Genomic DNA, 22,612 nt, shown 5'->3' on the forward strand with positions numbered 1-22,612 from the left:
GTCGGCACGGGTGTCTCAATACGAGACAGTCACGTCCCGTCCCTCGAACGCCGCGCGCAGCACCCCGAGGACGCCTTCCGCCGTGACCGTGCGTGGATTGGCGTACGGCAGGCCCGCCACCTGCTCGGCCGCCACCGCCAAGTCGCCTTCCTTCAAGCCGAGTTCGGCGAGGGAACGCGGCGCCCCCAGTCCCACCGACAGGTCGCGCAGGGCACGCGGCGAGTCATGTGTGTCCAGCGCCCGGTCGAGGGCGGCCATCGCCTGCGGCACCGCGGGCGCGTTGTGGGCGAGGGCGTACGGGAGCACCACCGTGTGCGTCTGTGCGTGCGGGAGTCCGAACGTGCCGCCCAGCACATGGCACAGCTTGTGGTGCAGGCCCATGGTGGTGGCGCCGAGGCACGCTCCGCAGAGCCACGCCGCGTACAGGGCCCGGCCGCGCGCGTCGAGCCCGGTGGGTTCGGCGGCCAGCTGCGGCAGCGCCTCGGCCATCGCGCGGACACCCTCCTGCGCCATGAGCGAGACCAGTGGCGAGGTGTCCGGGGCGTACAGCGCCTCGACGGCGTGGGCCAGGGCGTTGACACCGCTGGTCACGCTGAGCGGCACCGGCAGTGAGAGGGTGAGCTCGGGGTCGTAGACGACGCTGCGGGGCTGGACCACTGGGTCGCGGCCGGTGCGCTTGACGCCGTGTTCCGTCAGGCCCCAGACCGGGGTCATCTCCGAGCCCGCGTACGTGGACGGCACGGCGATCAGCGGCAGGCCCGTGCGCAGCGCGATCGCCTTGCCGAGGCCGATGGCCGAACCGCCGCCGACCGCGACGCACCCGTCGGCCCCGGCCGCCCGCGCCACCGCGACGGCCCGGTCGGCGACGTCGACGGGAACATGCATCCGCGCCTCGGCGTGCAGCCCCGCGCAGGTGTCGCCGAGCGCGTCCGCCACCGCCCTGGCGACGGTCTCGCCCCGGCTTCCGCAGACCACCAACAGCCGCCGCAGACCGAGGCGCTGGGCCTCGTCCGGGACCGCGGTCACGGATGCGCCGGGCCGGAAGACGACCCGCACGGGCCGGGTCTCGTACACGAAGTCGGCGGAGAACGTCATGACGCCCGCTCCAGGACGAGGTCGAAGCGCGCCTGCCGGAAGGGGTTCGGGACACCGAACTCCCGGGCCAGAGCCGGGTCGTCGATCCGCGCGAACTCCTGCACCAGGCTCTTCTTCACCGCGAACACGGCGTCGGAGTCCAGGTAGTCGCTGCCGGCCACGAAGATGTGCGTGGTGACGGGGGAGTGGCCGTCGGCCGTGGCGATGAAGTGGATGTGCGCGGGGCGGTAGGGGTGCCGGCCGGTGGCGTGCAACAGGGTGCCGACCGGGCCGTCCGTGGGGATCGGGTAGGGGGCCGGGACACAGGTGCGGAACCAGAACCGGCCCTCGGCGTCGGCCGTGAACAGTCCGCGGCCGTTGCCCGCGGGCTGGACGTCCGGCTGCTGCACGTCGTAGTAGCCCTCGGCGTCGGCCTGCCAGACGTCCAGGACGGCGCCGGGCAGCGGGGAGCCGTCCTGCGAGCGCACCCGGCCGCTGACGACGCACGGCTCGCCGCCGCCCACCAGGTCGATGTCGTCGCCGAGCCGACGGGCGGGCGACTCGGTCAGGTGGAAGGGGCCGAGCACGGTCGACTCGGTGGCGCCGGGGCCACGGCCGTCGTTGACGGTCTCGACGAGCATGGACAGGCCGAGCACGTCCGACAGCAGGATGAACTCCTGCCGTGTGTCCGTGCAGGTCTGCCCGGTTGCCGTCAGGAATCCGACGGCCTTCTCCCACTCCTCCTGCGTGAGCCGGGTCTCGCGCACGAAGTCGTGCAGATGGCGGATGAGCCCGCCGAGCAACTCCCGCAGCCGGGGATCGGCAGTCGCGCGCAGACTGGCGAGGGCCTCCTCGGTGACGGCCTCCTCGGTGACGGTCTCTTCGATGACGGTCTTTTCCGCGCCGCTGGTCATCCGAGCTCCTTGTCGTCTGCGGCATTGCGCGTTCCGCTGCCCACGGTGACCTGCCTTCCCGCCGTCGCGTGTGTTCAGCCGTGCCCAAGGATGCGCCGCAGCGCGTTCGTCAGCAGCGGCTCGGCGTCGGGTGCCGCCGACGGGTGCCGGAAGGCCACGAAACCGTCGGGACGTACCAGCAGGGCACCCGCGTCGGACACCTCGCTCAGCCGCGCCCAGTCGCCGTACGGGTCCTCGTACTCCTGGCCGGGGCCGATGACCACGGTGGCGATGTCGATCTCCTGCGCCTGCGCGGCCCGCACCCAGCCGTCGCCGCCGATGCCGGTCAGCAGGGTGAAACGGCCCCGGCCGACGGCGTCGAGCGTGGAGAGCCTGCGGGTGCCGGAGGTGATCCAGGCGTGCGGCAGCTTCGCGCCGGGGCGGGAGGAGGGCTGGTGGTGGAGCTCCGGGTCGCGGGCGAAGCCGGGGTCGGGGGTGCCGTCGGGCACGATGGCGTCGGAGTCGTACCGCTGGTTGAGGTCGACGCCGTGCGCGTTGAACTCGTAGACCTTGAGGGCGATCGCCTCGCGCAGCCGGGCGCGCTGCTTCTCGGCGGCCTCGGTGGCGTCCTTGCGGGCGGCGATGTTGGCCCGCAGTTGTTCGGGGGTCTGCGGGGAGAGTCCGTCGAGCGCCTCGAAGATGGGGGCGGTCTCGCCGATGGACTTGTTGGCGCGGGTGACGATCTGCCGGCCGATCGGGGCGCGTTCGGCGGTGTACGTGTCGAGGAGCCGGGCGTCGGCGGTCCCGTCGAGGACCATCTTCAGCTTCCAGGCCAGGTTGTACGAGTCCTGGATGGAGGTGTTGGAGCCGAGGCCGTTGGACGGCGGATGGCGGTGCGTGGCGTCACCGGCGCAGAAGACGCGGCCGCTCGCGTACGTCTGCGCGTACATCTCGTTGACCGTCCACGCGGAGGACGACCTGATCGTCACGGGGATGTCGTCGTCGCCGATCAGCCTGCGGACGACGGACTCGGCGTACTCGGTGGTCAGATCGGGGGCGCCCGCGGTGACGTCGTACCCCCACACGATCAGCCACTCGTTCCACGGCCGGACGCAGCGCACCAGCCCGGCGCCGATGCCGCCGACCGTCGCGCCCGGAGCGAGCACCCAGTAGAGGGTGGACGGACGGTGTGCGGTGTACCGGGCCAGGTCCGCGTCGAAGACGATGTTGATGCTGCCCGCGACGCCCATCCGGCCGCCCATCGGCAGGCCGGCGTCCGCGGCGACCTTCGAGCGGCCACCGTCCGCGCCGATCAGGTATTTCGCGCGGATCTCGTACGTGTCCCCGCGCAGCCGGTCGTGGACGGTGGCGGTGACGCCGCCCGTGTCCTGGGTGTGGGAGAGGTACTCGGTCTGGAAGCGCAGCCGGGTGCCGCGGGCGACGGCGGCGTCGACGAGCACCGGCTCCATGAGGTGCTGGGGCATGTCGCACATGCGGGTCGGGCTCGCGAGGTCGTGCGCGGCCTGGACGAGCGGGTCGTTGCCCCAGGAGCGCACCCGGCCGAGTTCCTCGCCGGCCAGGCTGGTGCAGAAGGTCGTGTCGCCCATCAGGTGCTGCGGGGTGGCCCGTGCGATGACGTCCTGTTCGACTCCGAGGTCGCGCAGCACCTCCATCGTGCGCTGGTTGGTGATGTGGGCGCGGGGCGTGTCGGCGAGGCTCGCGCAGCGGGTCACGACGAGGTTGGGCACGCCGTAGGTGCTCAGCGCGAGCGCGGCCGACGCGCCGGCGGGGCCACTGCCTACGATCAGGACGTCGGTCTCGACGACGGTGGGCACGGGTGCTCCTGAGGGGGAGAGCGGACTTCAGGCAGTCATGATCATGGTGCGGTGCGCCGGGGCACGGCTGTCTCATTTCGAGACAGCCCGGTCAACTCGCCTTCCCTGTACGGGTGGGGCCGACGGGGCGGACCGTAGTTGTTGTCGATTCAACTGACTCCGGTAGGGTGGAAGGCGTCGTGACCAGCACCCAACACACCCCTGCCGACCTCACGCTCACCCCGCTGCGCCAGGCCCGCGAGCGGTTCCTGACCGGGCGTCCCCTGCCGGACGGCGTGCCGGACGAGGTCGTCGCCGCTTGGCGGCGCGCCCGGTTCTTCGGGGTGCCGCACGACCTCCGGCAGCCGGCCGCCGGCCCCGTCCCGCCGCTGGAGTCGGCCCTGCTCGGCGTCGCCCGCCCCGTGCTGGAGCGGCTCGCACCCGCCCTGGGGACCGGCCGGGCGGTCCTGCTCCTCACCGACCACCGGTTGCGTGTGCTGTGGACGGGAGGCAGCGTCCCTGGGCTCGAACCCTGCTCCGACCTCTCGGAACAGGAGGTCGGCCACAACAGCGCGGCCCTCGCGGCGCGCACCCGGCGCCGGGCCGAGGTGCACGGTCCCGAGCACTTCCTGGACCGCTGGCAGGACCTGTCGGCGGTGAGCGTGCCGGTGCTCGCGCCGGACGGCGGGCATCTGGTCGGCACGGTGAGCGTCGTGACAGGGCTGTGCGGCGGGTGCCCGCCGCATCCGGGCGCCGCGCTCGCCGAGGCCGCCGCGAACGCCGTGGAAGCCGTGCTGCTCACCCGGTCGCGGACGGCCGAACGGGCCCTGCTCGACGCCTACCGCCGGGCGGCTCAGGGCCCGGACCTCGCGGTGGCGGTCCTCGACGGCCGCAACCGGCTGCTCAGTCCGGCCGCGGAGCGGTTGCTCTCGCCGCAGGCACTGGCCGCGCTGGAGCGCCGGGCCGTGTCCGTACGCGGGCACGACACGCCGGTCGACGTCGTCCGGCTGCCCGAGGGCGCGGGCTGTACCGCGCGGGTGACCCCCGTACGTCATGAGGGTGCCGTGATCGGGCTCGTGGCTCTGCTGCACCCGCTCGCCGACCCCGGCCGCCCCGCGCCACGCCGGTCCACGGCCCTGGCCGGTTCGTCGGTCGCCTGGCGGCACGCGGTGGCGCGTGCGCTCACCCTGGCGGGTTCCGCGGGGCCGTTGCTGTTGACGGGCGAGCGGGGCACGGGCAAGACGGTGCTGGCCCGTCAGCTGCCGGGAGGAAGCGCCGCGCGGGTCGTCGACGCAGCCGAGGACGAAGAACTCGGTTGCATACAGGTCGAGTTGGAGCGGGATCGGCCGGTATTGCTGCGGCACGCGGAGCGGCTCACACAGCCCGGTGTGGCCGCGCTCAACTCCCTGCTCGGCACACACCCGCACGCCCCGCTGCTGGTGACCTACACGCCTGGCGCGCCGCCCGGCCCCTGTCTCCAGCGGCTCCTGGACACGCTGGCCGCCCGCTCCGTGTCCCTGCCCGCGCTGCGTGAACGCCCCGAGGACATAGGGGAGTTGCTGTCGGCGCTGGCGCCGCGGCCGCTGCCGGGACGGGCACCGCTGGCCTGGACGCTCGACGCGCTGCGCGCCCTGGAGCAGCACCCGTGGCCGGGGAACATCACCGAACTCGCCCATGTCGTACGGACGCTGGCGGAGCACCGACGCGTGTCCGGGCCGGTCCGGCGGGCCGAACTGCCGGACCCGGTGCGGGAAGGCCCCGCGGAGCGGCACCTCAGCGCGATCGAGCACGCCGAACGCACCGCGATCCTGGACGCGTTGCGCCGGCACGGCGGCAACAAGGCGCGCACGGCGGCCGCTCTGGGCATCGGCCGGGCGACGCTGTACCGCAAGCTGCGGGGCTATCAGGGCTGAACGGCCGGCGGCGATAAAGGAGATGCGGGTGTTCCAGCCTGCGGGGTACGTTCCTGCCTGTTCGAAGGGGGACCCGAAGTGGCGAAACTGAACCAGATCATCGCCGTCGAGAAGGGTGTCAAGAGCAAGTCGCTCCAGGACATCACCGCGGCACACCACAAGGTGCAGAAGCCGGCCCTGCTGGCCGGTATCTCGCGCACGTACCAGCCGAAGGACGAGGAAGGCGAGCAACTGCCGCCCGAGTCCACGCGCGTACAGGTGCAGGCCGAGGACGTGCTGCGGGAGATGTCCGCGTCGCTCACCCGGCTCTTCGACGTGACCGCCACCAAGGACTGGGCGAACTGCGCGGCCCGCGCGGACGTCGCGGTCGACGGCCGGACCATTCTCAGCGACGTCCCCGTCAGCTACCTCCTCTTCCTGGAGAAGCAGCTCACCGACCTGCACACGTTCGTCAGGAAGCTCCCCACCCTCGACGCCGCCGAGTCCTGGTCGCACGACCCCTCCACGGACTGGTGGAAGACGGACCCGGTGCGCACGATCCGCACCAAGAAGGTCCCGCGCAACCACGTCAAGGCAGAGGCCACCGAGAAGCACCCGGCGCAGGTCGAGGTGTACCACGAGGACGTGCCCATCGGGTACTGGACGACCGTGAAGTTCTCCGGAGCGCTCCCGGCTCGGCGGGTCAACGAACTGGTGGAGCGCGTGGAGAAGCTTCAGCAGGCGGTGAAGTTCGCCCGCGAGGAGGCCAACGGCGCCGAGGTCACCGACCAGCGGATCGGCGACGCGGTGTTCGGCTACCTGCTCGGCTGACGCCGGCCGACCACGGTGGCAATCCATGATCGCCCCCGCGTGCGAGCGCAGGGGTGCGCGACAGGCGCGGGCCGGATTGAGGACCGGTCCGCGCGATGAGCGCAAGCTGACACTGAAGTTCAGCCTGAAGAAGCGGTGCCGCAAAGGTCCCGCGGTCAATCTCAGACTCTCGCTCCAGTCTCAGCATCGCCGCCGATCGCCGGATCGACCGAGGCCGGACGAACGCCGTCGGATGCGAGTTCGACTCTCGCCTGCACCTCTCACGCGGTGCGGTAGTTCAAAGGAAGAACACGACGGCATGATGACTGATCCGTCCTCTTAAACGCCGCCGGCGTGCGCAATTGGGTGGCATCCCCAGGGGCCCGGGAGCTGGATACGACTCCCGGGCTCCGCCACGTTCATCGCCGCTGGAGGCGGGCCCGTCACGAGGCGCGGTGGCCGCGCACGTACACCCCGGCGCGCGCGGCGGCCTCGACCGCCGCGGCGGCCCGGTCGGCGGCGGCTTCGTCGAGCGGGCGGTCGGTGGTCAGCAGGCGGTAGTAGAGGGGCGCGGAGACGGCGCGGACCACCTCGTGGGGGTCGGTGCCCTCGGGTGCCTCACCCCGGTCGACGGCCTGCTGGACACAGGGAGCCCACTCGGCGACGCGGACGTCGTAGAAGCGGTGCAGGGCCTCGGCCGTTCTGGCCTCGCAGGTGGCGGCCGCGATGACGGCTTTGAACAGGGCTCCTTGGCGCGGGTCGGCCAAAGTGCGCTGCACGAGGCGGGCGTTGGCCGTGAGGTCGCCCAGCAGCGAGCCGGTCTCGGCGCGCGGCGACGACTGCTCGGCCATGTCGGTCAGCAGGTCGGCCACCAGGCCGGTGACGGTTCCCCAGCGGCGGTAGACGGTGGTCTTGCCCACGTCGGCACGCCGGGCGATCTCCGCGAGGTCCAGGTGGGCGAAGCCCTGCTCGGCCAGGGTGTCCCCGGCCGCCCGGAGCACCGCCGCCCGCACCCGCGCCGTACGTCCGCCGGGCCGGACCGTACCCGGCTCGGAGGACGTCGGATCGCCATCCATCGAATCCATAACGGGACTCCGGTTTCGTTAGTCGTCTTCGCGTGCTACGTTGGGGGCACATCCTAATGGAACTCGTGACCCATTAGTTGGACGGGCCGAGGAGAGTGGGGGAGCAGCCATGGAATACAGGCGATTGGGCGCGTCCGGGCTGAAGGTCCCCGCGCTGAGCTTCGGCGCCGGCACCTTCGGCGGCAAGGGACCGGTGTTCGGCGCCTGGGGCACCACCGATGCCCGCGAGGCACGCCGGCTCGTGGACATCTGCCTGGATGCCGGGATCACGATGTTCGACACCGCCGACGTCTACTCCGGCGGCGCGTCCGAGGAAGTCCTGGGCGAGGCGATCAAGGGCCGCCGGGACCAGGTGCTCGTGTCCACCAAGACCAGCCTCCCGATGGGCGACGGGCCGGGCGACGCGGGCTCGTCCCGGTCGCGGCTGATCACCGCGTGCGAGGACGCGCTGCGCAGGCTCGGTACCGACCACATCGACCTGTTCCAGCTGCACGCCTTCGACGCCGGCACCCCGATCGAGGAGGTCCTGTCCACGCTCGACGACCTCGTCCGCGCGGGGAAGGTCCGCTACCTGGGAGTCTCCAACTTCTCCGGCTGGCAGACGATGAAGTCCCTCGCGGTCGCGGAGCGGTACGGCCGACCGCGCTACGTCGCGCAGCAGGTCTACTACTCCCTCGTCGGCCGCGACTACGAGTGGGAACTGATGCCCCTCGGACTCGACCAGGGCCTCGGAGCACTCGTGTGGAGCCCGCTCGGCTGGGGACGGCTGACCGGCAGGATCCGCCGCGGCCGACCGCTGCCCGCCGACAGCCGCCTGCACGACACCGCCGCCTACGGTCCGCCGGTCGACGACGAGCATCTCTACCGCGTGATCGACGCGCTCGACGAGATCGCGCAGGAGACCGGCAGGGCCGTCCCGCAGATCGCCATCAACTGGCTGCTGCGACGGCCGACCGTGTCCTCCGTCATCATCGGCGCCCGCAACGAGGAACAGCTCCGCCAGAACCTCGGCGCCGTCGGCTGGTCCCTGACGGCCGACCAGGTGGCACGACTCGACGCGGCGAGCGGCAAGCCGGCGCCGTATCCGTACTTCCCCTACGAACGCCAGGAGGGCTTCGCCAGGCTGAACCCGCCGCTGGACTTCACGCCTCCGGCCGACGCCTGACGCTCGGTGCTGCTGCCTGCGCGTTCAGATGTCTGCTGAGCGTGACACCAGCCAGCGCCCGTCGCGCATCAGCTCGCGTTCGCGGAGTTCGTTCGCCTCGCGCCATGCCTGGCCGGAGACCCCTTCGGCGCCGCAGCTGCCGCCCGGCGTCGCATCGACATCCTGGCTCCGGTACCGCGCACCCCGGCCCGTACGCACGAGTTGGCGGACGCCCTCGCGATGGCCGCCGGGAACGTCCTCGGCGTGGGGGAGCTCCGCCAGGCCCGCGGGTGGAGCAGGCAGCTCGCCGAGCATCCGCTGCTGGCCGAGGCCGGTCACCACGCCACGTCCTGGCTCCTGGTCACGGAGGCGCTCGCAGGCCAGGGCGACCAGGTGCTCACGGACAGCGCGACGTTCCTCGACGCGTGGGAACACAGCGGTCGGCAGCGGTCGTTCGTGCTCGGCCCCGCCGCCGCGTCGGTCGCCATGATCCACGGCCTGCGCGGCGACCACGACGCACGGGCGACCTGGCTCGCGATCGCGGACCGGGCGGGCCCCGTGCTGCACCACCGTCATGGCCACGGCGCGGTCTTCGACGCCCTGGTCCTGCTCCACCACGAGGACGCCGACGCGGCCCTGGGGAGGCTGGCACCGGAGCCGGAACAGGTGTGGAAGTGGGCCTGCTGGGTCTGGCTGCACTGGTACGTCGCGCTCCGGGCGGAGGCGTCGGTACTCGCCGGGCACCCCGACGCCCGGGCCCGGGTCGACGCCGCCCGGAGCGTGGTCGCCGGCAACCCCGTCGCCACCGCCCCACTGGACCGGGCGCAGGCACTGCTGGACGACGACCTGACACGACAGCTCGCCGCCGCAAGGGCGTTCGACGCGGCGGGCTGCCGCTACCAATCGGCCCGCACCCTGCTGCTCGCCGGGAGCGGCCATGCCGCCGCCGGTACGGCGGCACTCGCCGACCTCGGCCTCGCACCCGTGGCCGTCGGATGACGCAGCTGCAGACACCCGGCACGTCGAGCGGCTCGGGCCGGGGCGCAGGCGGAGCCGACCCGGGCGATCTTGATGGCATAGTCCTCGTTGAGGACCGGGTAGAAGATCGGCTGCTCCGGCAGCCGGGGAGGCCAGGCACGCCAGCCCAGTTCGCACACCAGCGCCAGTTCCTTCGGGCCGGTGGGACGCCACAGGGTCGTCGTAGCTCGCTGGAAGGTCGCGGGTATCGCTCTTTGGATGTGACCGGCACCGGTGCGGCCGGCCGGGAAGCCGACGGTACCGGCAGACTCACCGCACCAGCCACACGGTTTCGGTGGCGTCGGTGGTGCGACAGGCTGCGGTGGGGGTGGCGGCACAATGACGCCGTGGATGCGACCCGCCAGATCATCGTCGCCTTGGATTGCGACAATCGCGCAACCGCCGACGCCGTCGTTGAGCGGCTGGGCGACGAATGCCGTTTCTACAAAGTCGGCCTGGAACTGCTCACCGCTGCCGGGCCGGACGTCATCAAGAGCCTTGTCGACCAGGGCAAGGAGGTCTTCCTGGACCTCAAGCTCTTCGAGATCCCGAACTCGGTTGCCGGCGCGGTTCGCGCCGCGGGGGCACTGGGCGTGTCCATGGTCACCGTGCACGGCATGGGCGGCAGAGGCATCGTGTCAGCCGCGGTCGAGGCCGCCCGAGACTTCCCTCAACTGCGCGTCCTCGCCCTGACCGTGGTCACGAGTATGACTGACACGGATCTTGTCGACATCGGCGTCAGAGACGGGGTGGACCAGCAGGTGCTCCGGCTGGCCCGTCTGGCGCAGAAGGCCGGCTGCCATGGCGTGATTGCCTCGCCGAGGGACGTCGCGGCCTTGCGCAGCACCCTGGGTCCCGATGCCCTGATCGTCACTCCGGGAGTCGCGCTGCCCGGCGAATCCCCGGCCGAGCACGCCCGCCCCGGGACACCGCATGCGGCGATTACCGCTGGGGCCTCGCATGTCGTCGTTGGCAGGACGGTCACCCGCGCTGCGGAACCGGCGGTCGCCTTCCGTCTCGTCCGGGCCAGTCTCACTCCGTGACGGCTGCGAGCGCACCGATCCGTCCTACCCGCAGGTCGTCGAACGCGACCTCGGCTCGCTCTTCGACCTCGCCGACGTCAGCTGCGGCAACGCCACCATCGAGAACTACGCCTTCGCCAGGAGCGCTCGTACCTCGGCTGCCGAAGCCGGGCCTGCTTTGAGCGAGAGGAACCCGGCTGGGGCGGCGCCGGCCGCCAGGGAGCCGAACGACTCGCTGGGCAGCTCCGTGTACGGGGCGCCGTATGCGGGCGTGCCCGGCGCGAACAGCCTGCCCTGCGGGAGTGATCCCGCATCGACGGCGTCGTATCCGAGGGTGTCGAGCAGTGCGGTCGCGTGTCGTTTCGCCTCGGTGTTGTCTCCGGCGATGGGGAGCGCGGTGCGGTCCTCGGCCCCTGCCGGCCTGTTCAGGACGGCGAGGTGTGTGTGGTGGATGTTGTTGAACGCCTTGACGACATACGCCGATTCACCGAGGTACTGCTGGAGCAGCTCGCTGCTCGTGGTCGAGCCGTTGTCCAGGGCCTCGACCCTGCCGTCGCGCTGCGGAGAGTAGTTGCTGGTGTCGATGACCGTCTTGCTCGCCAGAGGCCGGCGCGGCAAGGAGCCGTACGCTGTGAACGGCACGCTCACGACCACCCAGTCGCCCGCCGCCGCGGCCTCCGCCGCGGTCGCCGCCCGAGCCCGGGGACCAAGTTCCGCGACCAGACCGGCCAGCGTCTCGGGGCCGCGCGAGTTGCTGAGCACGATGTCGAGTCCGCTGTGCACGGCCAGTCGCGCGAGCGTGGTGCCGACCCGTCCGCTGCCGATGAGTCCTAAAGTAGCCACGCCGAGCCAACCAGCAGGGATCCGCACGTATTCCGTCCGAGCCCTGCCGCCGGCGAACGCTCGAAGCGCATCCTTCGAGAGCCGAAGGGCAGCGGCTTCCAAGGTCATCGTGTGGCACGCCGACACGGAGTCTTCGGCTGGGGCCGGATGTCCGGCGACCAGCGGGCCGCGCTGTCGGCGGACCCGGACGAGGGGGCCGGAGGCGGCGCGGTCGTGTGCGCGCTACGACGATCCGGCCTGGGCGGAGGATCGCGGGCCGCGCCGACCTCCGCCCCGCCGGGCGCCAGGCCCTGGTCGTCGACCCTCATCGGCGGGTGCACCCCGCTTCACCGAGCCGGATCGGGCTCGTCCGGACTGTGCGGTATCGACCGGGGCCGGTGCAGGCAGCGGTGTTCGAGATGGCGAAGAGGCGCCGGGTCAGTCCGAGTCGCGTCCGGCGACAGTGACCAGTGCGAGAACCCCGTCGACGTCGATGGCGTCGGCGTCCCCCGGGGCGAACAGTGCGGCATCCAGGCGGTCGAGGCGTACGGGCTTGCGTCCGAGGGTGGCCGCACCTTGGAGGACCACTGCGAGCACGCACGTTCCGGCTGCCGGGCGCACCGCGACGCGGTCGCGCACGATCCGGACCCGCGCCGACGCATCGGCGCGCCGCACCATGACGTTGAAGTCGACGATCGGGCCGCCGAGCAGCTCGCAGCGCGTGTCGGAGTCACCGGCGAAGGCGAACGGCTCGTACGGGACGGCCACTACATGCCGGGCGCCGTCGACCGTCAGGGCCATACCGGGTCCGTCGACGACGGTGATGATCCTGTCCACGCCGTCGAAGACCGAGAACGGTCCGCTCTGCGCGACATCGGCAATGCTGACCCGCCAGACGAAATCGTCGGTCCGCGCTCCCTCCGGGCGGGCGGCGACCTCGGAGGTGACACCTCCGCCGTTCTTCCACGGCGCGGGAGTTCTGTCCTGCGCCCGCAGAACCTGCAGTGCCATGCGCTTTCCTTCCGGAGGGACGGCCGCGGAGCCCGTTCCTTCCGGCCCGGCGGCGGGCAAGACGAGAGGACCGCGCGGGTCGGGCTGCGAACCCGGACCGTCAGGCCCTCGACACCGCACTGTACGCGACTCCCCCCGACGCCTCACAGGAGCTGGGACACAGGGGGGCGACCGGCGCGATCAGGTCGTCCGCCTCGCGGTGAAAGTCCTCCCTCCGCTCGTGCCGGAGCAGTGGCCCTTCCGGATCATCCCAGGTCGAAGGTGTTGGGCAGACCCAGCCTGTAGCGCACCTCGTCGATCCGCTTGAGGGGCTCCATCTCCGGCGGTCGGTACAGCTCCCACACACGGCACCGCTCGGCGTCCGAACGGTCCGCGTCGAGCAGGGCGTTGACGGCTCGCCGTGCGGACTCGTTGGCCCCTTCCATGGTCGCGAGGTCGACATCGGTGCGGACGTAGTCGCCCGCGAGGAAGAAGTTCGGGATCGCCGTTCGCGCCGAGGGACGATGGTAGAGCGTGCCCGTCGGGTGGATGAGGAGCTGTTCGCGGTTGTGCGGGTCGGGGCCGCCCAGGCCCGTCACCGCCGGGTCCATGAACCAGCCGAGGCGGTCCTCGTCCCTGAGCGTGGTCTTGCCCGTGTCGTTCAGCCCGTCCTTCAGCTGCGCCCACAGTTCGGCCACGATCTCGTCCCGGGTGCACTCCTTGGCCGTCTTGCCGTACAGGATGCCGGGCTTGTCCCACTCCGAGATGATCGCGGAGAGGCAGTCGTGGGCCCGCCCGTCGCCGTAGTCGCGGGAGAAGTCCCGCACGTCCCAGAACTGCGCCTGGCCGACGGCTGTCACCGACCAGGGTGAGTCGAGGCAGTTGATGTGGCCGTGCACGACGGGAGTGGGCGTGCGCAGGTAGAACATCACGCCGGTCATCCAGTCCGTCTTCAGCGCGTCGCACCGACCGAGCTGCGGGTCGGCGGCGCGCAGAGGCCCGCCCCAGGTGGCGCGGGCGTGTTCGACGGGCATGGCGGAGACGTAGTGGTCGGCGGTGACCGTGCGCTCGTGGCCGCCGGCACGGGCCGCGACGCGGACGCCGGTCACCCGCCCGCCCTGGTACCCGACCTCCAGCACTTGCGTTCCGGTCACGAAGTCGACGCCGAGCGACCGCAGATGCGCCTCCCAGGGGTCGATCCAGGCCTCGCTGGTGGGAGCGTTCAGGACGCGGTCGATGTCGGCGTCACCGTCCATCCCGCGACCGAGCAGGCCCCACAGGATCAGGGCCTCGATGATGACGCGGCCGACGGTCCTGGTCGACGCCACCTCGGCGCGGGTGGCGACGAGGTTGCGGGTCTGCCCGATGCCGAGGAGAGTCTGGTACTCCCTGCTCATCTCTCCCGCGCGGATGAAGTCCCACCAGGCGACCTTCTCCCACTGGTCCTCGCGGCGCGCGTCGCAACTGGTGAGGTGGACGAGGAGACGGTCGGCGAAGTAGGCGACCTCGTGGGCGGGCAGGCGGGTGCCCACGTCCAGGACGGACAGGATCTGGTCGCGGATCCAGGACGGGGTGATGTCGCCGGGCGCCGGCGGGGTCGTGATCCGGCGCAGCGGGAAGTGCAGGTCGGGGCGGCCCGATCCGCGGGCGAACAACTCCTCGGTGGCGTTGCGGAGGTTGCCGTGGACTCCGGCGGCGTTGCCGGGGAAGGGGATGCGGCGCATCGTGTCCGGCAGGTTCCGGTAGAAGCCGGGGAAGAAGCGGAAGCCGTGTTCGCCGGGCAGCGGCTTGCGGCCGCCGGCGGCCGTGCCGGGGACGTCCATCGAGCGGGCCTTGCCGCCGAGGATGTCGTGGTACTCGTAGACGGTGACGGCGTATCCGCGTTCGGCGAGTTCGTGGGCGGCGCTGAGCCCGGAGACGCCGCCGCCGAGGACGGCGACGCTTCGGCGGGAGGGCGTGGCCGCGGCTGCTCGCGCTGCGGGTCGTAACGCGGTCGCACCGACAGCGCCCACCGCGCCGCCGGCGACCGTGAGGAAGCGTCTGCGGGAATGTCCGGCGGTCGGCTGGGGCTGCTGCGCGTGGTCGGTTGCCATGATTCCGGGAGGGTAGAGAGGCTTCCGGGAGCCCGGAAGCCCGTTTCCCGTCCTCCACAGCATCCTCACCATCACGGGGCAGCAGAAATGCCGGGTGTGTTCGTGGCCGTCGAGTGGACAACTCCTCTTCCTCGACCGAGGATTCAGCCGTCGGCGGCTTCGTCCTCGGGGCCGGCCGCGTCCCCGATGGCGACGCGCAGGTCGTGCATGCCTTGCAGGATGTCGATGAGGGCTTCTTCCGCCCCGCTCAGAGCGCGCCGGGTTCCCTCTGTGTCGCCGCGTTCCGCGTGCAGCTGGGCGCCGAGCGTGTACACCGCTGTCATTACGGCGGCGAAGGCGGCTTCCCGGCCGGGAGGCAGCTCCTCCGCCTCGGGCTGGGAGATCTGCACCGCGGTGCGCTGCAGCCGGTTCGTCACGACGTTGACCTCCAGACCGGGATCCGCTCCCACTTGGTCTCCCCAGCCGAGCAACGTCTCAAGGACGTCCTCGATCTCCTCTTCCTCGGTCAGCCGGGTCGCGGCGGTGATCTCAAGCTCCGTCTTCGCCAGAAGACTGCCAAGCAGCCGCAGGCGGTCATCTTCCTGTGGCCCCTCGGGCCGCTTCTCGGTATCTGCCGGCGGCTCAGCCCCCAGCGCAGCCAGCGCTGCATGGATCTGTTCGGTACTTGCCGGGCGCCCGTTCCTGATGCTCACGCATTCAGCTTCACCCAGCGAAGACGCTTCCGCCCGCCCAGACACCGTCGAGCACAGAAGACTTCCACCACCCAGACCAGTGCCTGACCGACGTTCGCGGGCGTTGACGGACAGCAGTGCGGCGCGGAGAAGGAGCGTCGGGGGCGACGTTGCGGGTGACGCGGGTGACGCGCGTGAGCAGGGACGCGGTATGCACTCCGTGTCGACCTCGGCCTTCACCCCGGGGCGCCGGTGGAACTGCTCGGCGATGCCCTCGGCGCGTACGGCGGTCCGGTCGTCCATCCGACCTGGGTGCTGGGTCCCGGACAGCGATGCCCCTCCACCGGCAGTGGGCGGATGCGGATCTCCCAGATCGCCCGGCCGATCGTGGAGGGGCCCCACCTTGTGGAGCGCGCCCGACGCTCACGGGAGAGCCCAGTCCGCAGATGGACCTGTGTCACCAGGAGCCGGTCGGTGAAGACCAGTTCGTACAGAGGCCCGGCTCGCCCCAGCCCGGCCCCGCCTCCCGCCGGCGGTCGCCTTCGCGTCGCTCATGGCGCCCGGACGCACAGGCTGCCCGCCGACGCGGGGCGACGTCTGCGACCAACTCGCCCGGCCCATTAGGGTCGGGGGCATGACGACACACCTTGCCAGCAGTGCCTTCGACTCGCTCCGTCCCGACGCCGTGTCCGACCAGTCGGCGCTGCGCCAGGTCTACGAACTCCCCAGCGACGCGGCCGTGCGCAAGCAGATGACGGAACTCACCGACGAGACCCGGCGGTTGATCGGATGCTCATCGCTGGTCCTGGTCGCCAGCGCGGACGCCGAGGGCAACTGTGACGTCTCCCCGCGCGGCGGCCCCGCCGGGTTCGTCGCCGTCCTGGACGCACGGACGCTGGCGATACCGGACGCGACCGGCAACAAGCGTCTGGACACCCTGCAGAACGTCGTCGCCACCGGCCGGGCCGGGTTGTTGTTCGTCATCCCGGGGCGCACCACGACGCTCAGGGTGAACGGCCGGGCCTGCGTGTCCACGCGCCCGGATCTGCTGTCGCAGCTGACTGCCGTGGGCAAGCCGCCGGCCAGTGCGCTGGTGCTGGGGATCGAGGAGGTCTACCCGCACTGTCCCAAGTCGCTCCTGCGCAGCGGGGCCTGGAAGCCGGAGCAGTGGTTGCCGGCGGACGCCCAGCCGACCTCGGCCGAGGTGACGCTGGCCCAGCTGCGGATGCCGGAGCTGACGATCGCTGACATCGAGCAGGCGGAGGCGGACTCGCTGAAGTACCGGTACGAGTAACGGCGGACCAGCGAGTGCCGAGCCACCATCCCGCCGAACCCTCAGACCAGCCCGCCCCAAGACCAATCGTGATGCATCCCCTCAGGGCATGAGTGGCGAACTGCCGGCTTCGAACGCCCTCTCAGTAGCTGACTGGTCCGACGCAGATGTCAGGCTCGCAGAGGTCGTAACGTGTGTCGGGCAGACGAAGGCCGTTGATGTCCAGGACGCAGTCCTGGTCGAGGTCCACCTCGACGCCCGCGGGTGCGAGCGCTTGGCGTATGCGCTGTTGGAGGGGCTCGCTGAGGAAGTGATGGTGCAGGTCCAGCTTCCTGAGGTGGGTCAGCGGCCGGCCGTCGAGGAGTGCGGCCGCGCCGTCGTCGCTCAGGACGCCCATGGACAGGTCGAGCACCTCAAGCTGTCCGACCACCGGGGCGGATGCCACGGCGGCGGCGACCTCGTCCTGGATCTCGCTGTTGCGCAGGGCCAGGTGCCGTAGCCGGGGCAACCGGGCGCCGGACAGAATCGGCTCCAGGTCGGCCGCCGTACAGTCCGCGCCGTCGTCCGAGCTGCCCAGCCACAGTTCGAGGTGCTCCAGCGTGGGCAGTTCGCTCGCCCCGACACCGCGCACGACGTCGGCCGGCAGGCCGCTGCTCTCCACGACCAGCCTGCGCAGCGACTCGTGGCGCAGGGCGGGGAACTTCAGCCTCAAGGTTTCGCCCATGCCGGTGCCCTCTCCCGCGCGCACGCCGAACTCCTCCAGCGCGGGGAAGGCTGCCAGCAGCGGTGTGACGTCGGTCTGGCTGATCCGGGAGAGCTTGCACTCCTTGTCGGTGATGTCCCCGAGGAACAACGACCGCAGCGCGGGCAGCCGGTCGCGCACGGCCAGCAGCGCTTCGATGACCTCGGAGGGATCGGTGTCCTCCACGTCGTCCCAGATGCCGATGATCAGAGCACGGACCCGTACGAGGTCGACTTCGGCGCAGAAGCGGGCGAATTCGTCCCCCCACGGCTCGCTGGTTGTCCACCGCTCGTGGCCGATCCGCCAGGCCACGGTGCCGGGCTCAGGCAGCCTTGTCGTCTCGCCGGGCAGGGGAAAGGTGAAAGCGGGGAGCCCATAGAGCTCCTCAAGGTGGTCGTCCTGGGTCTTCATGCGGGCTGCTCCTCGCGTGCGATGTGTCAATGTGGCGATGTGTCAAGGGGCGTAATCCGAGGCCGGGCGCGCGATCCGGTCCACGTCCGCGTTCATGTCTGTGTCGGCGAAGAACTCCGGCCGGCTCAAGCCTCGTCGGCTTGGTTCAGTCCATGATCCCGTGCTCCAGCAGCCGGACGGTGACCGACGGGGAGATGAGGGAGCCAGTTCCCAACAACCAGCCGCGCTGCTTGCGGACATTGGTGAGGCCCTCCTGGACGACCCGCTCCACGGACCTGGCCAACCGCGGGGGCCAGGCGGCGCTGTCCATGCCGTGCTCGGTGTTCGGCCGGGCGCGTTGCCCCGGGTGGAGAAGCGGTGGACGAGGTTCTCGATCGCTGCCCGGCCCGGGCCTGGACGGCGACGGCGGTGACGTGGTGGGCCACGTGGTCGTGCGGGTCCCGGGCGAGGTCGAGCCGTTCGGACTGGCGCACCCACTCCGCGGCCGCCCTGCGTCTGCCGTCCTCGACGCGCGGACAGTCGCCCAACAGCGCGCAGGCCACAGGCCGCAGGCAGCAGAGGGAGCAGCCCGTCGAGCACGGGCAGATGCGACAGGGAAGGCGCCAGGCCCCGTCGGCGACGGCAAGGGCCAAGCACCCCGATAAGACTGTCGGTGTCCGCCGACCTCCTCGCCGGTCAGGGCTGGGCGGGCAGGGTCGAGCAGGTGGAGGGGGCCGGCTTGCCGGAGAGTCGGTCGGTCAGCCAGCCGATGGCGTCGCCCTGGTCGGTGAGAAGCGGGGCGAAGTGGTTGAGCAGGGCGCTGCCGACGTCGGGGAGTACGACGGGCTTGTACGTGATGTCGGCGCCCTTGCGGCACCAGTCGACGGCGAGTTGACGTGCCTGGGCGTGCGGGACGAGGTTGTCGCTGACGCCTGTCGCGACGCGGACGGGCCCGGACGGCTTCAGTGTGCCGATGCGCTGGTGGTCCAGGAACCGCTGAAGCGCGGGAGTGGCGGCGATGATGTCGCTGATGGACCGTCCGTCGGTCGTCCACGCGGTGCTCTTCGCGTACCCGTAGCCGAAGACGGCGTCCCCGACGCACATGGTCGACAGATCGGCGAGGGCGGCCTTGCCAGCGGTGTTGAGGTGTGCTTCGGCGATGGGCCTGAGCTGGGGATCGGACTGGAGGAAGCCGTTCAGGGACCAGCCCAGCGCACCGGCCAGCTCGCTGCCGTCGATGGCTTTGGTGACCGCGGTCAGATCCGCGGGCGGCGCGCCCGCGTAGGTGCCGGAGAGTGTGACGTCGGGGGCGTAGGAGGCCTGGAGTTCGGCGGCGGAGGCGGTGGCGCCGCCGCCCTGGCTGTAGCCGAACAGCCCCACCCGGGAGTCATGGGTGACGGTGGCCCCGGGCACCGAGCGGGCCGCGCGGACGGCGTCGAGTACCGCGTGCCCTTCGTCGACGCGGTTGACGTAGGTGTGCAGCCGGTCGGTCGCACCGAGACCGACGTAGTCCGTGACGACCACGGCGACGCCCTTCGCGAGGAGGCGGTAGATCGCCAGATCCTCGTAACCGACCGATGTCGTACGGCCGTTGAACGTCAGCGGGTGCTCCAGCCCCAGGGAGGCGGCGCACTGGTCGCCCTGGCCCATGGTGCCGGGTGCCAGCGCGACCAGGGGCCGTGGTCCGCCGCCCTTCCAGGCGGCGGACGGTTCGATGTAGGCGCCGGTGACCGCCACCGGTTGCCCGCCCGAGTCGGTCGACCTGTACATCAGGCGGGTCGCGCGTCCGGGGAGCGGTCCGTCGAGGCCCGGCAGGCCGAGGGCGAGCGGGAGAGGCGCGGAGCGGACGAGGCTACCGTTGGCCGCGGGCAATGCGGCGGGCGGGTTGTAGAAGGCAGGGATGGTGACGCCTCGGGAGACGACATCGTCCGCCGCCGAGGCAGTGGTGTGCGAGAGGGCCTGGGCGCCGAGGCAGGCGGCAGCGGTGACCGCTGCCGCCAGGAGCCGTTTGCGTGGGGGCATGGCGAACCTCCTGTGATGCGGCCGGTAGAGAGGTGCACAGGTGAGCACGGCAGGTGAGCAGGGCCGTCCCACGGGCCGGCTCACGCCACTGGGGAGTGGTTCGCCAGAACCTTACGCACGAGTAAGTTACTCGTGGTAGCACTGCGTGGATTACGGTTCGGCAATGTGACTCGTCGTCTCATCGCGGGCGGTGGCGTCGCGAAGAGGCGTCCGCTGTCCGTGGAGGTGGCGGCGCAGGTAGTCGTGCCAGGTCTGTTCGAAGGTCCTGGTGAGGGCCGACTGCGGCGCGAACACGTCCCACGCGTGGCAGGCGTGGGCGTAGACATGCAGGTCGACCGGGACACCGGCGGCGATCAACCGTTGCGCGAAGTCGATGTTCTCGTCGCGGAAGACGTCGAACTGGGCGACGGCGATGAAGGTGTCCGGCAGGCCGGCCACGTCGGTGGCGCGGCCGGGCGCGGAGTACGGGTGCACGTCCGGGGCTCCCATCCGGTCACCCAGCACGGCGGCCCAGGCGTACAGGCTCTCCCTGCGATCACAGATGCCGAGGTCGACGATCTCGTGGCTGGACCGGGTCTCGTGGCGGTCGTCGAGCATCGGGTAGTTCAGCGACAGCAGCCGCGGACGGCGGTCACCGCGGTCGCGGACCATGAGCGCGGTGGCCGTGGCGGGCGCCCCGCCGCCGCTCGCGCCGGCGAGTCCGATCCGGGCCGGGTCGATCCCGTTCTCGGCGGCGTGCTCGGTGAGGTACGTGTACGCCAGGTAGCCGTCCTCGGCGGCGCCCGGCGCCGGGGTCTCCGGCGCCAGCCGGTAGTCGACCACGGCCAGCACGACATCGAGCCGCAGGGCCATGGTCGCGCCGTACGCCCAGGCCGCGCGGTCGTGGGCGCTGCCGAGCACCTGCCCGCCGGCGTGGAAGTAGACCAGGGCCGGCCGGGGCTGGTCGGCGCCGCCGGGGTGGAACATCACCACGTCGAGCAGGCTCCCGTCCTCGCGCCGGATGCCGAGCGTCTCGATCTTGACGCGCGGATCCGGAGCGGGCGCGGGGAACTGTGCGCCGGCCGCCCGCATCCGTTCACGGAAAGCGGGGATGTCGGAAAAGTCGATCAGCGAGCCGTTCGGGCCCTTGGGCAGGGCGGCCAGTGCGGCTGCGAGCCCGGGGTCGATGTCGTAGTCCATCGTCTCTTTCCCTTCCCGAATCAGAACAAGGGGGGCTGGCCGCTGCCGGCGGTGATGCCGCCGTCGACGGGCAGGATGGTTCCGGTGATGAAGCGGGCGTCGTCGGAGGCGAGGAACGTGACCGCGCCGGCGATGTCGGCCGGGGTGCTGCAACCGGTCAGCGCCCGGCGCTGGTTGAACCGTTCGATCAGTCCTGCCGCCATGGGGTGATCGGCGTGTTCCGCACCGACCGTCAAGGCCGGGGCGACCGTGTTGACGCGGACGCCGAACTGACCGAGGTCGAAGGCGAGCCCGCGGGTCAAGTTCACGACCGCGCCCTTGGCGGCGTTGTAGGCGGTGAGCATCCGGTCGCCGCCCAGCCCGGACGCCGAGGCGATCTGCACGATGCTGCCACGGCTCCGCTTCAGGTACGGCAACGCCGCCTGCGCCCCGAAGAAGCAGCTGTCCACATCGGTACTCATGACCAGCCGCCAGTCGGCGAGCGTGGTCTCCTCGAACTCCTTGCCGAGCCCTACCCCGGCGTTGGACACCAGCACGTCGACGCCGCCGAACCGGGCCACGCCGGCGTCGACCATCGCCCGTACCTCCTGCTGCCTGGTGACGTCGGTGGCCACCGCCAGCGTCCGGTCCGACCCGAGTTCGGTCGCGAGCGCCTCCAACCGGTCCTTCCGGCGCGCCGCGAGCACGACGTTCGCACCCTCCGCGGCGAATCGCCGGGCAATGCCCACCCCGATCCCGGAACTCGCACCGGTGACGATCACCGTCTTGCCGTCGAAGCGTCGTTCCATGTGAGCGACCTCCAAACATGCGTCAGTGACTGACTCAAAAACTGTCAGTAGCTGACGCTACGCCGAGTCAGTCACTGACGCAACGTGCTACGGTTGGCGCATGCCGAGAAGTGGGGAAGCGGTGCGTCAGCGGCTCCTGACGGCTGCTCTTGAGCTGTTCACCGAGCGCGGCTTCGACCAGACGCCGGTCGAGGCCATCGCCGCACGCGCCGGTGTCACCGAACGCACCTTCTTCCGCCACTTCGCCGACAAGCGCGAGATGTTCTTCGACCGCGAGGGCGAGTTCCGCGACCTGCTCGTCCAGGCTGTCGCCGACGTCCCGCCCGGCACGAAACCGCTGCCGACCCTGCGCGCCGCCTTCCACGAGTCGGTGCCCCTCCTCGAACGCAACCGCCCGGTCACCGAGCCCGGTGCCCGCCTCGTAGCCCAAACCCCGGCCCTCCAGGAACGCGCCCTGGCCAAGCGGGCCCTGTTGATCACCGCGCTGACCGACGCCCTGCGGGCCCGCGGCGTCGACGCCCGGATCGCGCCGCTGTGCGCCCAGGTCGGCATGGACACCTTCGCCATCGCCACCCACCGCTGGATGCAGGACCCCTCGGTCCCCCTCCACGACCAAATCGACCAGGCCTTCCGCGAATTGCGCCTCGCCGCCGCTGCCCTCAAGTAGCCACGACCCGCCTGTGCGTGGTGCATGGTCTCCCTCCCTCGGCTGAAACCGCGCTGAAGCCGCGCTGAAACCGCGCTGAACCGCCTCGGCCGCACGCTCTGCGGCATGACGAAGGACCACGAACTCGCGATCGCGGCGCACGGGCTGCGCAAGTCCTACGGGGACAAGACCGTCCTCGACGGCATCGACCTCCGGGTGCCCGCCGGCACGATCTTCTCTCTCCT

20 protein-coding genes and 3 pseudogenes are annotated in these 22,612 nt (G+C 71.3%); 8 read left to right on the top strand and 15 right to left on the bottom strand.

Translation table 11 applies throughout. The annotated features are described in order from the left end of the window. Window positions 1–15: 15 nt before the first annotated feature. From ACFC8N_RS14215 to ACFC8N_RS14225, 3 genes are all read right to left on the bottom strand, one after another. Window positions 16–1,095 carry a maleylacetate reductase gene (locus tag ACFC8N_RS14215; protein WP_376288272.1) on the bottom strand — a complete coding sequence of 360 codons (1,080 nt, stop codon included), beginning with the start codon at window positions 1,093–1,095 and terminating at the stop codon, window positions 16–18. After that, the gene (locus tag ACFC8N_RS14220; protein WP_376288273.1) at window positions 1,092–1,988 is read right to left on the bottom strand and encodes an intradiol ring-cleavage dioxygenase; all 897 of its coding nucleotides are present in this window, start codon (window positions 1,986–1,988) and stop codon (window positions 1,092–1,094) included. Before ACFC8N_RS14220 ends, ACFC8N_RS14215 begins: the two co-directional genes overlap by 4 nt. A 74-nt stretch (window positions 1,989–2,062) precedes the next feature. Continuing rightward, the gene (locus ACFC8N_RS14225) at window positions 2,063–3,802 is read right to left on the bottom strand and encodes an FAD-dependent oxidoreductase (protein ID WP_376288274.1); all 1,740 of its coding nucleotides are present in this window, start codon (window positions 3,800–3,802) and stop codon (window positions 2,063–2,065) included. A 179-nt stretch (window positions 3,803–3,981) separates the two neighbouring features. On the opposite strand from ACFC8N_RS14225, the gene ACFC8N_RS14230 reads away from it, so the two are divergent. Continuing rightward, window positions 3,982–5,694 carry a helix-turn-helix domain-containing protein gene (locus ACFC8N_RS14230; protein ID WP_376288275.1) on the top strand — a complete coding sequence of 571 codons (1,713 nt, stop codon included), beginning with the start codon at window positions 3,982–3,984 and terminating at the stop codon, window positions 5,692–5,694. Window positions 5,695–5,772: 78 nt separating this feature from the next. Beyond that, window positions 5,773–6,504, top strand: a complete 732-nt coding sequence (locus tag ACFC8N_RS14235) for a hypothetical protein (protein WP_376288276.1) — start codon at window positions 5,773–5,775, stop codon at window positions 6,502–6,504. A gap of 422 nt (window positions 6,505–6,926) precedes the next feature. Here the strand turns inward: ACFC8N_RS14235 and ACFC8N_RS14240 are convergent, their stop codons facing one another. Then, window positions 6,927–7,568 carry a TetR/AcrR family transcriptional regulator gene (locus ACFC8N_RS14240; protein WP_376288277.1) on the bottom strand — a complete coding sequence of 214 codons (642 nt, stop codon included), beginning with the start codon at window positions 7,566–7,568 and terminating at the stop codon, window positions 6,927–6,929. 109 nt (window positions 7,569–7,677) lie between these two features. Between ACFC8N_RS14240 and ACFC8N_RS14245 the strand changes: the two genes are divergently transcribed. Next, window positions 7,678–8,733 carry an aldo/keto reductase gene (locus ACFC8N_RS14245; protein WP_356033075.1) on the top strand — a complete coding sequence of 352 codons (1,056 nt, stop codon included), beginning with the start codon at window positions 7,678–7,680 and terminating at the stop codon, window positions 8,731–8,733. A 201-nt stretch (window positions 8,734–8,934) separates the two neighbouring features. Further along, the gene (locus ACFC8N_RS14250) at window positions 8,935–9,711 is read left to right on the top strand and encodes a hypothetical protein (RefSeq protein WP_376288278.1); all 777 of its coding nucleotides are present in this window, start codon (window positions 8,935–8,937) and stop codon (window positions 9,709–9,711) included. A gap of 59 nt (window positions 9,712–9,770) precedes the next feature. Here the strand turns inward: ACFC8N_RS14250 and ACFC8N_RS14255 are convergent. Beyond that, a pseudogene (locus ACFC8N_RS14255) lies at window positions 9,771–9,938 on the bottom strand (ADP-ribosylation/crystallin J1); the annotation flags it as partial. A gap of 138 nt (window positions 9,939–10,076) precedes the next feature. Here ACFC8N_RS14255 and pyrF point away from each other — a divergent pair. Beyond that, complete coding sequence (gene pyrF / locus ACFC8N_RS14260; protein WP_376288279.1) at window positions 10,077–10,772, top strand: orotidine-5'-phosphate decarboxylase; 696 nt, start codon at window positions 10,077–10,079, stop codon at window positions 10,770–10,772. Window positions 10,773–10,877: 105 nt separating this feature from the next. Here the strand turns inward: pyrF and ACFC8N_RS14265 are convergent, their stop codons facing one another. From ACFC8N_RS14265 to ACFC8N_RS14280, 4 genes are all read right to left on the bottom strand, one after another. Further along, window positions 10,878–11,594: an NAD(P)-binding domain-containing protein gene (locus ACFC8N_RS14265; RefSeq protein WP_356033067.1), complete on the bottom strand. Its 717-nt coding sequence runs from the start codon at window positions 11,592–11,594 to the stop codon at window positions 10,878–10,880. A gap of 417 nt (window positions 11,595–12,011) precedes the next feature. Continuing rightward, window positions 12,012–12,584 carry a HutD family protein gene (locus tag ACFC8N_RS14270; protein ID WP_376288280.1) on the bottom strand — a complete coding sequence of 191 codons (573 nt, stop codon included), beginning with the start codon at window positions 12,582–12,584 and terminating at the stop codon, window positions 12,012–12,014. Between the two features lie 245 nt (window positions 12,585–12,829). Next, window positions 12,830–14,656 (bottom strand): FAD-dependent oxidoreductase, encoded by a 1,827-nt coding sequence (locus tag ACFC8N_RS14275; protein WP_376288281.1) that lies wholly within the window; start codon window positions 14,654–14,656, stop codon window positions 12,830–12,832. Between the two features lie 143 nt (window positions 14,657–14,799). Next, on the bottom strand, window positions 14,800–15,348 hold the full coding sequence (locus ACFC8N_RS14280; RefSeq protein ID WP_376288282.1) for a hypothetical protein: 549 nt from the start codon (window positions 15,346–15,348) through the stop codon (window positions 14,800–14,802). A 613-nt stretch (window positions 15,349–15,961) separates the two neighbouring features. Here ACFC8N_RS14280 and ACFC8N_RS14285 point away from each other — a divergent pair. Continuing rightward, a complete protein-coding gene (locus tag ACFC8N_RS14285) occupies window positions 15,962–16,621 on the top strand; it encodes an MSMEG_1061 family FMN-dependent PPOX-type flavoprotein (protein WP_376288283.1) in 660 nt (219 codons plus the stop codon). A gap of 121 nt (window positions 16,622–16,742) precedes the next feature. Here the strand turns inward: ACFC8N_RS14285 and ACFC8N_RS14290 are convergent, their stop codons facing one another. The 6 genes and pseudogenes from ACFC8N_RS14290 to ACFC8N_RS14315 form a co-directional block, all read right to left on the bottom strand. Then, window positions 16,743–17,753, bottom strand: coding sequence for an STM4015 family protein (locus ACFC8N_RS14290; protein ID WP_376288284.1), 1,011 nt, complete (start codon window positions 17,751–17,753; stop codon window positions 16,743–16,745). A 145-nt stretch (window positions 17,754–17,898) separates the two neighbouring features. Further along, window positions 17,899–18,063, bottom strand: coding sequence for a hypothetical protein (locus ACFC8N_RS14295; RefSeq protein WP_376288297.1), 165 nt, complete (start codon window positions 18,061–18,063; stop codon window positions 17,899–17,901). A gap of 49 nt (window positions 18,064–18,112) precedes the next feature. Continuing rightward, window positions 18,113–18,295, bottom strand: a pseudogene (locus ACFC8N_RS14300) (histidine kinase); the annotation flags it as partial. Between the two features lie 133 nt (window positions 18,296–18,428). Beyond that, window positions 18,429–19,754, bottom strand: a complete 1,326-nt coding sequence (locus ACFC8N_RS14305) for a lipase family protein (RefSeq protein ID WP_376288285.1) — start codon at window positions 19,752–19,754, stop codon at window positions 18,429–18,431. 150 nt (window positions 19,755–19,904) lie between these two features. Next, window positions 19,905–20,933 (bottom strand): alpha/beta hydrolase, encoded by a 1,029-nt coding sequence (locus tag ACFC8N_RS14310; RefSeq protein WP_376288286.1) that lies wholly within the window; start codon window positions 20,931–20,933, stop codon window positions 19,905–19,907. A gap of 20 nt (window positions 20,934–20,953) precedes the next feature. Continuing rightward, entirely contained in the window at window positions 20,954–21,721 is a 768-nt protein-coding gene (locus tag ACFC8N_RS14315; RefSeq protein ID WP_376288287.1) for an SDR family NAD(P)-dependent oxidoreductase, read from the bottom strand. Window positions 21,722–21,821: 100 nt separating this feature from the next. On the opposite strand from ACFC8N_RS14315, the gene ACFC8N_RS14320 reads away from it, so the two are divergent. Together ACFC8N_RS14320 and ACFC8N_RS14325 are read left to right on the top strand one after the other, a co-directional pair. Next, a complete protein-coding gene (locus tag ACFC8N_RS14320) occupies window positions 21,822–22,388 on the top strand; it encodes a TetR family transcriptional regulator (RefSeq protein ID WP_356033044.1) in 567 nt (188 codons plus the stop codon). Window positions 22,389–22,493: 105 nt separating this feature from the next. After that, window positions 22,494–22,612 (top strand): annotated as a pseudogene (locus ACFC8N_RS14325) (ABC transporter); the annotation flags it as partial.

The sequence above is a fragment of the Streptomyces sp. NPDC055966 genome (assembly GCF_042269865.1).
In the GTDB taxonomy this organism is placed as follows: Bacteria; Actinomycetota; Actinomycetes; order Streptomycetales; family Streptomycetaceae; genus Streptomyces.